Annotated in this window: 4 protein-coding genes; all 4 read right to left on the reverse strand. The window is 30.4% G+C overall.

Annotation, left to right across the window (positions count from 1 at the left end; all coding sequences use genetic code 11):
- Nucleotides 1-8: 8 nt before the first annotated feature.
- Complete coding sequence (locus tag HMPREF9630_RS09235) at nt 9-6,893, reverse strand: S8 family serine peptidase (RefSeq protein ID WP_009528123.1); 6,885 nt, start codon at nt 6,891-6,893, stop codon at nt 9-11.
- A gap of 404 nt (nt 6,894-7,297) precedes the next feature.
- The gene (locus HMPREF9630_RS09240) at nt 7,298-13,792 is read right to left on the reverse strand and encodes an S-layer homology domain-containing protein (protein WP_009528124.1); all 6,495 of its coding nucleotides are present in this window, start codon (nt 13,790-13,792) and stop codon (nt 7,298-7,300) included.
- A gap of 688 nt (nt 13,793-14,480) precedes the next feature.
- Nucleotides 14,481-16,121, reverse strand: a complete 1,641-nt coding sequence (locus HMPREF9630_RS09245) for an amino acid ABC transporter ATP-binding/permease protein (protein WP_009528125.1) — start codon at nt 16,119-16,121, stop codon at nt 14,481-14,483.
- Nucleotides 16,090-17,853, reverse strand: coding sequence for an ABC transporter ATP-binding protein/permease (locus HMPREF9630_RS09250; protein WP_009528126.1), 1,764 nt, complete (start codon nt 17,851-17,853; stop codon nt 16,090-16,092). The genes HMPREF9630_RS09245 and HMPREF9630_RS09250 overlap by 32 nt, the downstream gene beginning before the upstream one ends.
- Nucleotides 17,854-18,025: the final 172 nt, after the last annotated feature.

The raw sequence follows: 18,025 nt of genomic DNA on the forward strand, positions 1-18,025 counted from the left end.
TTTATTATTTATTTTTTTCTTGCTGATACTATATAATTGTACGCCCAATGGCTCTGTTTTACATCAGAATATGCTTTTTTGCCTTCAATATTAGGTTTTATATCAAATGCTCTGCTAAGCATTGACACCATTTCTGCTCTGCTTATTTGCTCATCAGGTTTAAATGTCTCATCTGCATAGCCGGATATAATTCCTGCATCTGCGCAAGCTGATATTGCTCTCAATGCCCAATGCTCTTCTGATACATCTTTAAATGTTTTTGTCCCTGCATCTAATTTTTTCAGTTTCGCTATTATGAAAGCAACTTCTGCTCTTGTTATATTTTTATTAGGTTCAAATTTATCACTTGAACTCAATTTGAAATATCCCAATTTATCTAATTGTAAAACTGAATTTGCATACCAAGAGCCCGGTTTTACATCTGTAAACGGCAATTTTATATTTTTATCTTCATCCGGATCCACCAAAGTCAAAAACATAACAGCAACTTCTGCTCTTGTCATTTTTCCGTCAGGTTTAAATGTATTGTTAGGATATCCTGACATATATCCAATTTTTAAAATATTTGTTATACGTTCTATTCTTGCTTTTTCCAGTACAGTATCCAATAAGGCTTTTGAATCTCTTACTCCATATCTGAACGCCTCAAATGCATCTTGTACTTCCTTTAATGTTTCTTTGCTATATAGATTTTTATTGTCCAATATCTTCTGAATTTTAGCGTCTATTTTAGATTTTATATCTAAATATTGTTTTGAAAGCTCACCTTTTTTTACAGCAGGATTTACTGTCTGAGTAGAGGCTACACTTCCGCCACCTCCACCTCCGCCACCGCCGTTTGAACCTGGCGTTGAAGGTCTTTTCGCATTATTATTATTATTATTAGATTTTAATTTTAATGCTTCTCTCTTTTCTTTCAACTCTTCAAGAGCTTTTTTAATGTCTCCTTTTTCAATCTTTGATTTGTTTAAAACTTCTTCCGCTCTTTTTAATGCCTCTTTAAATTCAGCTTGTCCGATATTTTCATAAGCACTCAATTTTGATTCTATTTCTTTAGAATATTCCACTTCTTTTATTAATTCTTCTTTATCTATTTCTTGAATAGCAAATTTTGAGAAGTGTTCTGTATAGAAAGTAATCACTTGTTCATCTTCATCATAATTGGCATTCGTTATGGAAATAGGAACCAATTTATTTGCATCTGTATTATCATCCAAATATAAGACATCAAAATCCGATTCATCAGGTTTTGTATAAGGTAATGTGACTTTTATTTTGCCTGCATTGAAGTTACTGTGTTCTTCGTCATCTTTTTTAATCTCTACTATATACTTCAGTTCTTTTTCTAATTTTTCCCCATAGTTTTTATTCAATGCTTTTAACTTATTCATATCAACTTCTGATATATTCAGTAGTTTTAGCGAGAAATTTACATCTTTATCATCTGAGCTCAGATTATTAATCATTTCTTTGTTAAGTTCAAGCTTCCCTACATCTCCAAATGATATAGATACATTTTCTACATCCTTTTTAACTAATTCAGACAATACTTCCTTCGGTAGTGTTAACCCTACTTTCTTAACTTCCCTATTGTAAGCAGTGTTAAGACTAATATTAACTTTTTTATCAATTATATTTTCCGGTTGTAATTGAGCTTGTGTTGTTGCAACTCCATCAAACACATCCGGTATCAATACGATAGTTTTATCATTTTCATCAACTTTAACATTTATGTTCACATCATCATTCGGCATTAAGAAACTGTTATCAAATCTTCTAACTCTTACACTTCTTGCATATTTTCCGGTAATTACGCTTATATTTGTTATTCTATATTTTTTAGCATATTCTCTGCCCTCAAAATATATTTTTACTCTATCGCCTGATTTAAATTTATCACCTTTATTAGGTTTGATACTTGAACTTATATTTAAAATTGTACCCGTAGTAGTAACGCTAATATCGTTTATACTGTAGTCATATTTATCGTCACTGCCATCTTTTAGTATTAGATTATTCTTTGCAGTTTCCAATTTTTCAACAGCTTTATCTATCTTGTCTTGTAATGCAAGATTATCTTTAAGCACAGATTCAGCCTCTCTTAAAGCTCTTATAAATTCTAATTTTGTATCTAATTTGTACAAATCTAAATTTATATTTTTATATTCCTCTATTTTATCTCTTAATACGCTTCTTTCAGCTTTTGATTTTATTTTACTTAAATAAAGTCTTAAAGAGCTGATTGTTCTTTCCATATCTTCTACTGTTATATCCGGGCTTTCAAGAAGTTCTTTTGCAGATTTATATCTTGCTTCAAGATTTTCCATGGCATTATCTTCATAATAGTTGTTTTTATTATCTATTATATTTTTTATCTCTTCAAGAAGTTCTTTCAATTCTCTTGTATCTATTTTCCCATCTTTTCTTTCCAAATTCTTTATGGCTCTATCAATTGCTTCTATTGCAATTTTTATATCTTCTTGCGTAGCTTTTTTGTTTTGAAGCATAGCCTTACCCATTTTTATCATAGTGCTTAAATAATCTTTTGAAGTATTTGTATAATCATCACCAAGACTGTCAAATATTTCTTCCGCTTTTTTTATTTTTTCTTCAAGATCTTTCTTACTGAATTCTTGTTTTTTAAGCTCTAAAGAATTTATGGCTTTTGTTAAATCGCTTAATGCTTTATCAACTTCTTCTTGAGAAGCGTTGGCTTTATCATATGTGTTTTGTGCCAATTCAAGCGCATCTTTAAATATTTCCCAAGATTCTTCTTTATAGTCATCCTTATCCAAGTTTTTAGCTTGAATTATCTTTAACAGTAAAGGTTCCTTTTCTACAGGTACAGGTTTTGAACTCATGCCTGATACAAGTTTTATATCTACACTGTATTCTCCAAATAAGAATTCTTTATTAATAATATCACTGCCATAATTCCCGGCTTTGAAATTTGTAGTATATATTTCAAACGGCAACTTACCCGGTAAATTAATCTTCTTGCTGTCTTCTCCTTTATTAAAATGTAGATAATATCTTGTTTTATAAAGGTCTTTTCCTCTAAATAACACATCAAACTCTGAATCGTAGCCGTTTCTTTCTATATTTACAGTAACAGAATTCATCTTTTTCCTTGATATTGTTATATTTATTCCATATTCAGTCTTATTTTTTCTAACAGGAAGATAATCTCCTCCAGTAATTAATGCATAGAAATCATCGCTTAAATCTCTTATTATAATTCTATAATCTCCTACCGGTACGAATCCCATATAAAGTTGTTCATTTTTCTTGTTAAGCTCATATTCCTTTCCTGTTTCTTTATCCGCCAATATAAGTCTGAATTTTGCACCATAAGGATTTGACATTGATAAAACAGCTTCTTCTCTATCTTTATGTGCAAATTCCACTTCCACTACTTTTTGAGTATCGGATTCTGTTATTTCAAAAGATATTTCTTTCGGTGACAATAATTCATACTCTTCATCTACGCTTTCTATAACAAGAGTATATTTTCCAACTTTCAAATTATATGGATCCGCCCATTTACCTTGAGCATCAAGCACTTTCCATTTAAACTTATTTGAAGGTATGGTAGCTGATGATAGTTTAGGTTTTACAAGTATTGTTTTTTCATTACCTGTTCTTATTGATTTATCAAGAGGCAGTTCAAGGACGTTATACGCATTATCTTGTATTTTTATTTTTGCCTCAGTAGTGTCTACATTTTCCGGTAATCTCTCAAATTTACCATCGCTGTCGGGTTTATATATTTTATCTCCATAAACTATAACACTACTTCTCACTCCTGAGTCTTTTTCTTCAACCTGCTCCAATTTATATATACGAGTAGACTCATCATAACTACTCTTTACTATTCTTGGAAATACAGTATCTACAATTATAGGGAATTCCATTTTTTGAGGTTCAAGATTATATCCGTCCAATTTTGCTTCCACTACCATTTTATACTTACCATCTGCAACTGTTTCAGATGAATTATTTATTCCTTCCCATTTCCAGTGAGATTTAGTAGTTGATAAGTTGAATGTTCCCGGAAAATTTTGATTGAAGAAGTTCTTTTGACCGTCATCATCCTGCTCTTCCACAGTATATATAGGATAATCTTTTTTTACTCCATTTTCTTCATTCTCATCATATATATTTATCTTGAAATCTTTATAGTTTCTTAAAAATGTTCCTACAAATACGGCTCTATCCGATCTTCCGTCTCCATTCGGAGAAATGGCAATCTTGTTTTCATCAAACACAGGTTTCTCAAAAGTACTGTCTTCGCCTCTTCCAAGCACTACAGGCTTTCCTTCATTTATTGAAGATATATGAGTAAAAGGAGCATCTAAATATTGTGAAATAGTTTCTGTATAAAAATAAGGTTTTTTATTTTCTTTGCTCATTTTATATATACTGTCTTCAATTATTTGTAATTTTTCCCATGTTCCTCTGAATCCTACAAAAGGTATACTTATGTTTTGTTCACTGTCTGAATTTTCAAAAAACACAAAACCTTCCAAGAAAAATCCGTTCGGCATTTGGGCTTTAAATTTTTCATAATCACTATCTGATAAAGTAAAATCAACCTCAAAATCTGCTGTTCCATTGGCAGGCACTATTATAGACTTTTTACTATTTTTAGTAGAATCTATTTTTTGCGGTTTTAATAATATTCTTCCACCTTCCACTGTGTCAGTATTCAAATCAGCATAATAATTAAATTCTTTTTCGTAGTTGGAATAATTTTTTAATTGTCCTTTGATTTTTATATCATTTGTATTTAAATTTCTTAGATTTATGCTTGATACACCATTTGTTCCAATCGCAACTACACTTGCCTTTATTGCGTTTTTCAAATTCATCAGTCCGGCGCCTTGACCTCTTGGAGACATATATGCTCCAGTTTTTTTGTCTTCACGTGGTGTAGCCGTACTCATAAGTAAATTTTTAATAAGACTGTGTTTCTCTGCATTCATTACATTTGGAAATGTTTTTTCAACATATTCCTTAACTATTGCAATACCTCCTGCAACGTGTGGAGTAGCCATAGATGTTCCACTCATAACAGTATATTCGTCATTATTAATACTTGAATATATCTTTCCTCCCGGAGCTGATATATCCGGTTTTATATTCCCTTCAGGAGTAACACCCCAGCTTGAAAAAGATGATAAATTATAACTATTTGGATTTTCCATAACAGAATCCGAATTTGTAAATTGTAACTTTAGATTCGGATTGTTTTTTAGATATTCTCCATCATTTTTACTTATAAAACAAGATGGTATTTTAGCATTTATTCCGCCCATACTTGTCAAATCTGTTTCGTCTATATTATTATATACTATCGCTCCAATTGCACCTTTTTTCTCAGCATTTTTAACCTTATCGCTAAAATTTAATATTTTGCCGCCATCAGGTTCTCCACGTTTTATAAGTGCATATTTACCTTCAACATTCTTATTGTTATAATCTTCTTCATAACCATATCCGATTTCAACATATTCTTTTTCATCTGTTGTAAATTCTATTTTATCTGCAGATATTTGAAATGGTATAGTCTTTTCACCAGCACCACCTATGATTTTTATACCTTTTTCTCTCATAGTTGCATTATCTACCGATGCAACTGTAAGTGATAAATCAGCTATACCAGGAGAGTTTATCAGACCATAATCCAACTGAGTTGACGGTGGACCGTCCAATATTTGAAATCCCATAAAACCGTCATTACCTGCTGCTATAGCTACAACTATACCTGCTTGTTGAGCATTTTTTAATGCCTCAATAGTTGTCTTTTCCAAACGTGAATCTGTTGTTCCTGTAGCTCCAAGACTCATATTTATACTGTCCGCACCGAGTTTTACAGCATCATCTATTGCCTTATTATATATTTCAGGAGTAGTGCCGCCTCCAAGCATACCGCCTCCGAAAACTCTAAGGATAGCAAGTTGGGAATCATATGCCACACCCTTTAAACCTTTTTTTATAAGTTTACCTTGCTGATTGAATTTATCATCAAGATTTGCCGCTATTATACCGGCAACGTGCATACCATGAGATGTCTGAGATTTTTCCTTTATATCTGAACTTTTATCAGCATAGTTATAACCATAAACTATTTTTTTATTAAACCATCTATCACCAGGATAGTTTATTCCTTTATCCTTTAGGTAACTATCCATCTGTTCCTTAGTTTTAAATCTAAGATGTTCATCATCAGTTTTTTTGAATATTTCATGATTCGGATCAGCACCGGAGTCTATTATAGCTATTAATTTCCCTTTACCTGTATATTCACTTTGCCAAGCAGATCCTGTTCCTACCATGTCATTACTTGAAAAATCTACAGGTCTCATTATATTTCCGCTTGTCATAACAGGAGCAGGTATTACCTTGCTTATCTCAATAGAATTTACTTCAGGTAATTGTGCTATAACTTTTGCATCTTTAAATGTTGTCTTTATAGCGAGACCGTTAAGTGCAGCATCATAACGTTCTGTTACATCAAAATTCACATCTTTATCTTCTATTTGATCTATAAGTTTTTCTTGTGATTCTCTTGAATATTCTACTCTATCATCCAAACCGTCTTCCGTACGCAATTTCTTCAAATCCGGCACATTCATACCGTATTTTTGTATCATAGTTTTGTCATTTACAGACACAATTATTTTTATCTCATCATTATCCTTATAATCATTATCTGCTTGTCTGATTAAGTCTTGAAGTGCCGGCGATGAGTTGTCATTAATATTTTCTGAATTTTCACTTTCTTGTCTGCTTATATCCGGCAATTTATCCGCAAATATGTATGATTGTGCGGGTAATACAGAAAATATCATACCGAGCGATAAAGCAACGGAAATTATTTTTCTATTCACTAATTTACCTCTTTCTTAATAATATCAATGTATTATATAAATTATATTAATCTAATGAATTTTAATATGTCATATAGTAATACTACTATTCCAGCAAATAGATACAATGTTAAAATCCCTTAGGGTTATACTTTTGAGCATATTTTTTTTGAAAGGCATTATATATTATTTTCTTCTTTTGTATCGTTATGTTATAGAAGTTTAGTATAGCTATAAATCTTTTATTAATTCATTTATGAGATTTAATATAATCTGTATAAAATATTTTTAAGCTATATATTTTAAGTGACTATTACTATCATTAATATCCTAAATAAAATTATAAGTGATAAAGTTATTTACTTTATCACTTATAATACAAAAGTCTAAAAGCAATATAATAAGTCTTTAATTTTTAAAGTGTGTTATTTTTTTGCCGCTGTCATAATTGCTTCATATGCCCAGCTATCTTTTTTAACATCACTATAAGGTTTCTTGTTAGATATATCTGCTTTTAAGTTAAATGCACGATTTACCATAGAGCAAGCTTCTGCACGAGTGATAGTGTTATCTGGTTTGAAACTTCCATCTTTATAGCCACTTATAATGCCTTTTTCTACTAAAGATGATATTTCTTTTGCTGCCCAATAATCATTTTTTACATCTTTTAATGATTTTGTGCCATCTTTGTAATTTCCTAATTTAGCTAATATATAAGCATATTCTGCTCTTGTTATTGCTCTATCAGGGTCAAGTTTAGTATCTTTTTCAACTTTTATATATCCAAGAGCTACTAATTTGTTCACTCCTTTGCTATACCAAGTCTTAGCTTTTGTTACAGGCATTTCGTTTGTTTCTTCATCTATTAGATTTGCAAACATAACTGATGCTTCTGCTACAGTTATTTGTTTGTTAGGCATAAATTTATTTTCCGGATATCCTACCATATATCCTGATTGTAACAATGTAGTAACTTTTTCTAATCTTGCAGTTTCAAGTACAGCTCTTAATTTTGCTTCAGAATCTTTTTCTCCTTTTTTGAATGCTTCAAATGCTTTTTCCAAAGATTCTAAAGTTTGTTTCTTGTAATATTTTCTTTCTTCCTTGGATAATATTTTTTCAATTTTTTTCTTCAATTTTTGTTCTACTTCTTTTTTCTTATCCTGTTTACTATCTTTTTTAACTTCATTTGTTTCTGTAAATACAAGATAAACATCTTTGTAAGTATCTATTACATTATCCGCTTTTATTGATGCTTTCACTTTATCAGGTTTTTCATCAAGAGTAAATGTATATGATACAATATAGTCATCATTGTCAATCTTAGTCGGTGATATTGTATCTGAATCTTGTCCGTTATATATACTAAAACTTGTTATGTCTCCTGATTTGTCGTTCAATTTTATAGTTTTAAACTCTACAGTATATTTGTATTTACCGCTTTCTTCTACCAATTTTGCAATAGGATTTATGAACTTGTTAATAATTGACTCTTTATTAGTGTCCATATCAAGAACTTTTACATTTAAGTCTCTTTCTATTTTCACAGGTTTTGTATTTGCACCATCCCAGTTAAACATTATGAAAGCTCTTTGTTCTCCTAATCCCAATTCATCCATTATATCCGCTTTCAGGTATACTTTTAATTCTTTGGCTTTGTAATCAAGCTCAAACTCATATACTCCATCTGATACTTCTGATACAACTTCTTTTGTTCCGTTTCTGTCTATAGCAAAACTTGTAATATGACCTGTTCTTCCAAGTATTTCAAGAGGTACAAATGTTATTGTATATTTATATATACTTCCGTTTTTTACAACTTTTACATTTTCCGATAATGCTTTTCCTGCCATTGATTCTTCATTTGAATTTTCTTTTCTCAACCATGCACTTACAGTATGAACACCGTCGCTAAGCTCATCGCTTGAGCCTGAAGTTTGAAGTTTGCTCTTATCATATCCTATAACAAATGTTGAAAAGTGATCAGTTTTAAATGAAAGCTTTTCACCGTCATATTTTACTCCATCTGTCATCTCTTGTATGCTTCCATCTTCTTTTACATAATATGGTGTTATAGCTCTTGAATCTTCATTTGATTTTTTAACATATGGTATTTCAACGGTTATTTTTCCATCAAAATTACGAACAGCACTTCCATTAGCTGTAACTTTAAAATCTCTTACAGGTCTGGCACTATCAATTTTATCTTTAAAATTATCAGGTAATTTTTTTAAGTCTAAAGTTGTTTCTTTTACGGATATTTGTATATTTCCCTTACCTTCCAATTGTTTAACAACTTTTGAATCCAAGTTTATCTTTGCGGATTTAGTAAAAACTATAATTTTTTTGTTGACATCACTTACTGCTTTAAATAAACTTTCAGGTATAGATGTTTTTATTTCTTTAACATCTTTGTTTTCCGTATCCACTTTTAATTCAACCGAAGTATTTTCCGGTTTTTTAATTTCTTTATTCAGTTTTTGTACTTCAGCTTCATTTACAGTAGCAGTCGCAACGGCATCTACAATCTTTGCTTCTATTTTTTTTACAATCGGTTTTTCTTCTTTAGGTTGTTCAGGCTTTGGTTGTTCAGGTGCTGGCGGTTGAGGTTTGTTAGCCCAATTAAATACCAATATGACTTTTTGCTCAGGCATTTTCATCTGTTCCATAACATCAGCAAGAATAGTAGCTTTTACTTCATCCACTTTTTCATTAAGTTCAAATACATATTCCCTTTGTTTTCCCTTTACTGTCGGTGTAATTGACTGCTTATTTCCATCTTTAAATATTGAAAACTTAGTTATATGTCCTTCTCTTCCTAAAACTTCCATAGGTTTGAAAGTTATAGTGTATCTGTAGGTATTATCCCCTATTTTTTCAACCTTTGCCGGTTTTACCAAAGCTCGATCTGCCATTGATTTTTCATTGCTGTTATCATCTTTTTTCAACCAAACGTCAACATTATATTTTTCGTTTTCATTTTGAGTTTTTGCATCACTGTTTGCAGTAAATTCTATATCAAAATCTGCTGATTTCATAAAACCGTAAATATTATTATGTTCATATACAGATTTTGTTAATATATATCTGTCACCTTTTTTCATTTCATCATCTTTAAATGTTTGAAGTAGACCTTCTTCTTTTGGAAGATTTGACTTATCTTCATATATTACCGAACCATTTTTAGTGATGACCGTATTTACTTTAAAATCATTTCCGATTTTACTTTTCAATATTTCTAAAGCCGCTTTATTTCTTTTTAAATCTCTTGATACGCCATTTGCATCACGTCCAAAAGTATCAAAATAACTCAAAAACTCATCATTCGATAAGAAAGATGCTTTATTAGTAGGAAGACTTGAATATCCCCCCACCAAATCTCCTTTATCCCAATAAATAAGCTCCAACAAATCCAAATCCGATTTTAAACTGATTACTCCGTTTTCTGCTGTTGCAACAGCTTTCATATTAGTTTTTTGCGGATAATATGTTTCCCATTTATCAGATTCAAATTTTACACCTATTTTTTCAAGCTTTTCTCTATTTTCTTTAGAGACATCAGAATTAAGGTAGTTCATATTAAGCTCAAGTCTTGCAAATTTTTTAGCATTATTGTCATATGTCTCAAAAATCTTATCTATAGGTAAATCGGATATCATATTATGGCTAAGTTGTAAACGTGGCTCTTTATTGGAATATTTTGAATATAACGCCATATTTATATAAAGTTCATCAGGCACGTTTGTTATTCTGTTATAACCGAAATCAGCCTCTGTCAACTGTACTAAATTTGAAAATGTGTCAGGTATTTCTTTTATATCATTTCCGTTTGCTTTCAATACAGATAGACCTGTAACATAGCCCAAACTTGAAGGCAGATTGTCCAAACTGTTTAATTCAAAATGTATATTTGTAAGTTTTTCGCTATTTTTTTGACCTTCGAAGAAATCATCAGGTAAATGAGTCAATGATTTATTTTCATATATATATAAATTTTGTAAATTACGTTGATTTTTTATGAAATTGCTGCCCAATCTACTTAAATTAGTATTAGCAATAGATATAAGTTGAAGCTTAGGATTATTTCTGAACAAATCATCCGGCAATTCGGTAAATTTGTTTCCATCCATTTGTATATGTTCTAATTTAGATAAATTTGCAAATGCATCTTTATCTATTTTTTCTATTCTGTTTCCGTCTAAAAATATTGCTCTTATATTCGTTGCATTGGCAAATACATCATGTGGCAATTCAGCTATTTGATTAGAAGCTAACACTATAGCATCAATATTAGGACCTAAATCTCTAAGCATACTTACATTTTTTATCTTTTTATTTTCAAGATCTAATACATTGCTATATATTTTATATTTATTATTTCCACTCGGTAATTCTTTAGTTTTACCCTTAGCATTTTTTAGTTCTTCCTTGCTGATTTGTCCATCATTATTAGTATCTACACCTGCTTCTGCAAGTGCATCTATCAGATTTTTATCTTCTTCTACCAAGGCTGATTTTTCATCTTCTATAACTTTATAATCTTTAAAACCTTTTGCAACTTCATCTTTGAATACGATTTGTATTTTTTGATATTTACTATAATCTCCTATATCTCCGGCTCCTACTTGTGAACCCGGCATAGCAACTAATACAAATACAACCTTTTTGCCTTTTAAATCCGGCAAATCTATACTATATTCGGCTTTTTGAGGTTTACCATTTTTAACCTCCACTAAATTTTTGCTGAATCTTGTCTTATTATCGTCATCATCTTTTATAGCCATATCTAATAACAGTTCAGCAAACGAGTGATTTAAAAATGATACTGTTTTCTTATTTCCTTCTATATGAAGTTTAACTCTTTCATCAAGATAACCGCCTACTGATGATGGTTGGTTTTCTCCATATTTATAAGCATTAAATCCGAGCGTATAATCTCCATCCGGCAATTCGCTATCTATTGTAAGTCCAGGTTCTTTTCCTTCACCTATATTCTTCTCCAATTTAGAATCATCAGAGAATACAAGCATTATTTCAACAGGCACTTTTTTCTTGGCTTGTTTTAGTATATCTTCCCCTTCTATAAACAATACTTTACCGTCAACTGATAGCTTATCTTCTGATAATTCAAAATCTTGCCCATTTATATTTACAGTTTTAAATATTTTTTTATCAGTTTCAATATTTTTATCAAAGTTTACTACAAGACCTTTTTTTCCATTGTAATTTTCGTTCGCTATCGCTGATTCTATTTCGTATGTTGACGCTATTTTATCAACAGTTTTAGCTATAGATTTTTCTATCTTTGTCAAATCAGCAAATGTAATCACTATATCAACCGGATCTTTTTCTTTTGCTTTTTGTACTATATCAGAGTTTTGTATATTAAGACTGTGATTATCTTCACTTAAAGCATAAGACAATGTAGCAAACTCAAACTCTTGTCCATTTACACTAATCTTGCTGAAATCTCTCAATTGGAATGTATATAGACTTGTTTCGAAATTCAAGAACAACATATCTTCTTTAGCCTTAATACCTGTAAGTTTATGCTCTGCAGCCATATTCGTTTGCGGTTTCTCATTTTCCGCAGCCGCATTTTTCAATATAGAACCGTCTTTAAATTGTATTATTATGGATATAGGAGTTTTAGACTGAGCTTGTTTTATTACATCAGAATGTAATGAAGTGGTTAAAATTGTATTCATACTGATACCTAAATCCGTTATATCTCTTTTATTAGCGTCAGGATTAGATTGATCATACAATTTACCATTTATAGTGATATTTTTAATACTATTAACCAATTCTAAAGATATGTTTTTATCAAAATGTATCTTTAATTCTGTTGTTCCCCATTTCGTAACTAATTCCGTTTTTTCTATTTTATATTGTGATGCTATATTAGAAGTTTGCCCACCGGAACCACTTTCTGATTTTTTAAGTATTGAGCCGTCTTCAAATTTTATTATGGCTTTTGTATCTACAAAGTTTCCATTATTTTCAGCAGCCCTTACAACATCTCCGTCTTTTGAAGATATACTCGAAGAACTCCATACAAATTTATCTTTTGAAAAAATTTTATTGCTTCCTTCAATTTTTATCTCTTTAATCTTATTAAAATCCGGATATTCAATTTTTTTATCAAAATTTATAACAAAATTATCATAGTCGTATTTATCTGTTATTTTAGCTGTACTTACTATTTTATATTTTGCTGCTATACCTGTAGGTGACTGAGGTTCTCTATCAGGTTTTACATATCCCGGATTTTCTAACTCTAATTTTGAACCGTCATCAAAATTTATAACAACTTTATGTGCATCTCTTTTTTTGAAATCTTCTACAGCCTGTATACCTAACGGATATGCTGCAAATATGCTGTATGCTCCTTGCCAAAGCATAAACGCAGGTCTATTATCACTCGGATCTCTGTAAGGATATTCAAAATCATCAATAACTACATTTTTAACATGCTTTCTTAATACAGAGGATAGCTCATCATCTTTAATCTGAGCATCAAGATTTATGTTTATACACTCTTTCACCACATCCATTTCTCCGGTTAATCCGCCGGCTTTTCCCAACGCTATGCTAACTATCTCAATACCGTCTGAGTGTTTTTTATTAGACGGTGCCAATGGAACAGCGTTATTTACATCTAACAATTTTCTTAATGCCTCTACATATTCTGATGAAGGTGTATTTTGTTTCTCAGATTGTCCATCGTTTGTTGTATTTTCTACTGCATCTTCCTTCTGAGCGTTTGTTGTATTATTTTGTTCTTGCTCGCTGGCTTGCTCTTGCGATATTTCCTGCCCTTGTGCATATACTGCAAACGGCACTGATGATAATGTATTACCATATATCATAGCAGAACACAATGCAAGAGATAACAGTTTTTGTGCCTTTCTTTTCACAATTTTCCTCCTTGATTAAATGCTTTAAAAATTTTATAAAAGTTTTATCATAATTAATAAATGATAAGATTATAATCATTAACAAATCACAACTATCCGCAAAAAATCTCATAGCAACACAAAGCAAATATATATAATGCATCATAAATTTGATAGGCTGGTTTTATAAATCGAATAATTATTTGTGTCAATGCTATAAAACGTTAAATAGAAATATTGCAAAAATAATTATGTCTTATTAAGTTTTAAATTAAAACTGACAATTTTAAGTATAAATAATTTGCAAAGAGCTACATAAAAATATGTTAAAATTAATTTTTAATATATACATAATCCGTATATATTACGTTCAATCCATAGGCAAACTGCAAAAAAGCTATACATAATCAAGTTATAATCTTATACATAAATCTGAATTACAACACTTGATAAAAAATTATACGATCATGATAATCATGTACTTTTTTATCAGTAAAATCTAATACTTTTATCGATAATATGTAATATTAAAAATGTTGCAACATCATATGATAAAACAAACTTATTGCATTAAGTATTATATTACAAGTGAATTATTTTGTCAAATGAATATTCAGGTAAAATTAAATTTAATATCACAATTAACCAATATCAATTCTCTACATCAAAAAACAGGATATATTCTTATAAAATATATCCTGTTTGAAATTTACTCTACTTTATATACTTTTTCAGCTATTGCCAATGTTGATTTTCTATGTGAAACTAAAATTACAGTTTTATTTAGACTTTCTTGTTTTATTGTTTTTAAAATTACTGCCTCGTTTAAGCTGTCCAAATTACTTGTAGGCTCATCTAACAAGAGTACAGGAGCATCGTGCAAAAAGGCTCTTGCCATAGATATTCTTTGTTTTTCTCCCGCACTTAATTGATTAATTGCTTCTCCTATAGGCGTATCATATTTATCCGGTAATTTATCTATAAATTCGTGTATAGACGCTTTTTTACTCGCCTCTATAATTTCTTCCATAGAAGCATTTTCTCTTGCTATTCTTATATTTTCTGCAATAGTTCCTTGAAACAATATTGTTTCCTGCGTTACATAGCTTTGTATATTTCTAAGACTCTTTGTGTTTAATTCTTTTATATCTTCATTGCCTATGTTTATCTTACCTCTGTTTACATCCCAAAAACGCATAATAAGTTTCAGCATTGTAGATTTACCGCTACCGCTTTTGCCTAATATACCTATGATTTTATTCTTTTCAAAATTCATATTTGCATTTTTGAAAATTTGTTTTGAATCATATGCAAAATCTACATCATCTATATTTATATCTTCATATTTTGCTATGTTTTCTGATATATTTTCTTCAACTTGAGGCTGTTCTTCAAGCAAACCTAACACTCTTCGTCCACTTGACAATGTCTGCAAAAGATTATTCGAAAGATTGCTGAGAGCTATAAAAGGACCGAATGATGATAAAGAAAGTACGGTAGGTATTACTACCATCTCAAAAGGCGCATTTGTCACTTCTCTTACGAACATCGTGTATAAAAATATTGTAATTCCTGTAACTATTACCGTTAAATCACTAAGTGCTTTTGTAAGCTCTTCATATTCTTTAAGTTCTCTATTTGTGTCTTCCAATTTTTCTGTCATAACCTGCATAGTATCCATACGTTCTTTTGTGTTGCCGTATTGCATACTTTCTCTTAATCCCTTTAGGCTTTCAAGCACATAACTGCTAAGTACAGCAAAATCGGAGCGAAATTTTTTGCCATTTTCTTCTCCAAGTCTTGTTATAAGTCTTGGAATAAATATTGATGTAGTCAAATATGCAACAAGCAATATAAACATCGCTACTACACTATACTGATACATTATAAATAAAATTATCAAGCCCATAAAAAATGCAATACACACAGGTGCAATAGTATGTGCAAAAAAAACTTCAAGAAGCTCTATATCCGTAGTTATAAGAGCAATCAAATCACCTTTATCTCTGCCCTCCAATTTTGCAGGAGATAAGCGTCTAAGTACGGTATATATTTTATCTCTTATTATAGCCAAAACTCTAAAAGCTATATAATGCCCTGAATACTGCTCCGCATATCTGAGTACACCTCTCAAAACTGCAAGTATAATAACTGCATAAAATATATGATTATATGTTATCTTTGTAAGCTCACCCATATATATTAGCAAGGCAATACCGCCAAGTACAGGTATTCCAATAGAACAGATAAATCCTATAACTCCCATAACTATTGTAATAATCATTATAGGAAACAACGGCTTAACTATTTTTAATAAATCAGATATTAAAGACAACTTGCTCTTGTTCATAATCGTCTGCTCCTTTCTTGAAATTTTCCAAATCTTGCTGTTTTGTATAAAGTGTATAGAACTGTTTTTTATTTTCTAACAACTGATTTAAATTACCTTGCTCAACAAGTCTTCCTTCTTCAAATACAAGTATATTATCTGCTTGCTTGACATTTTCCAATCTATGACTTATAAGTAGTATTGTTTTCTTCTTTTTCAGTGAATTTATACAATTAAGTATTATTTCTTCACTTTCTACATCTATATTTGATGTAGCTTCATCAAATATATAGATATTTACATCTTTTAATAATGCTCTTGCTATAGCTAATCTTTGTTTTTGACCTCCTGACAGATTACTTGCATTTTCTGCAAGTTTTGTGTCAAGCCCTTCTTTTGTCTGTAAAAAATCCCAAAGATTTACTCGTTGTAATACATCTATCATATCCTTATCGTTACAGGATTTTTTTGCAATAATTAAATTTTCTCTCACAGTGCCTTTGAATATATAATTTTCATTTTTTACCAAACATATATTATTCCAAAGACTTGATGATGATATATCTTTAATCTGTACATCTCCTACAAGTATATCTCCTGTATAATGTCTGTATTGCAATGTAAGTAAATTTGCCAACGTACTTTTTCCTGAACCGCTTTCTCCAACAATACCCACGAAACTTCCTTTTTTAATAACAGTGTTCACGTCTTGCAATACTGTTCTTTGTTCATTGTATGAAAAAGATACATTTTTTACTTCTATATCCGCAAATTCTTCTACGTCCTGTGTATCACCATTATCTTCCGGCATATCTAATATTGCAAACAATCTGTCACTTGCCGACATACCGTTCATAGCTATATGAAAAAACGAACCTAATATTCTAAGCGGTATAAAAAATTCTGAAGAAATCATCATTATGAAAAATGCCTGACCTATATTTATTCTTCCATTTATAAGCTCAACTGTTGCAAATATCACGCCAAGTGCAGCTCCCATATATGCTATTAAATCCATAAGAGATACTGAATTAAGTTGCATAACCAATACGCTCATAGTTATTTTTCTGAAGTTTTCGGCATTATCGTTCATCTTTTCCTGCTGTCTTTCATCTGCTCCATATATCTTCAGCGTTGTAAGTCCTTGCAAATTTTCGTAAAAATCATCGCCGAGTTTGGTATATTTTCCCCAATATTTTGCAAATAATTTCTTAGCAAATTTTTGTACTGCAATTATAGATAAGGGAATAAGCGGTACACAAAGCATAAGCACTAATGCTGTTTTAATACTAAGCACACTTATCACAATAAATAATGTAAGTGGCGCAATAAGGCTGTAAAAAAATTGCGGAAGATATCTGCTGAAATATATCTCCATTTGTTCTATACCTTCGCTGAATAATTGAGTTACTTGTGATATAGATACTTTTTGTGCATAATTTGTACCAAAACTTATCATTTTTTGGTATAACTTATCTCTAAGCGTGTATTTTATCTTACCGCTTGCTAAAAAACTTTGTTTTGCAACTTTTAATCTAAAAAAATATCTTATTGCTGTTAAAATTATTATAATAGTTACATTTATGTTAACAGTTTCTATGTCTATGCTTCTGTCAACTGTTTTTTGTAATATAATCGATATGCAGTATATTGATACTATATTACATATAAGGCATATCCAATTAAAAAACACTATGTTTTTTATGTGTTTCATACCTTCCGGCGCTTCTTGAATCAACCTTTTTTTTATCAAATCCGGTTCTCCTTTATCATAATTTTTGATGTTGAAGTAATGCTAATAAATAAAGTATATTTTCATATCATTAGATAAAAATCTTTATTTTACAAGTTTTACAGACCATTAATAGTTTAAAATTCTATAAAAACATTACAGATCAATGAGTTTTTATTATATTCATCAGTAT

It is taken from the genome of Peptoanaerobacter stomatis, assembly GCF_000238095.2.
Classification (GTDB): Bacteria; Bacillota; Clostridia; order Peptostreptococcales; family Filifactoraceae; genus Peptoanaerobacter; species Peptoanaerobacter stomatis_A.

Coding starts and splice junctions, on each gene's coding strand:
- HMPREF9630_RS09245 (WP_009528125.1), bottom strand. CDS start 16,121: ATGAACAAGAGCAAGTTGTCTTTAATATCTGATTTATTAAAAATAGTT.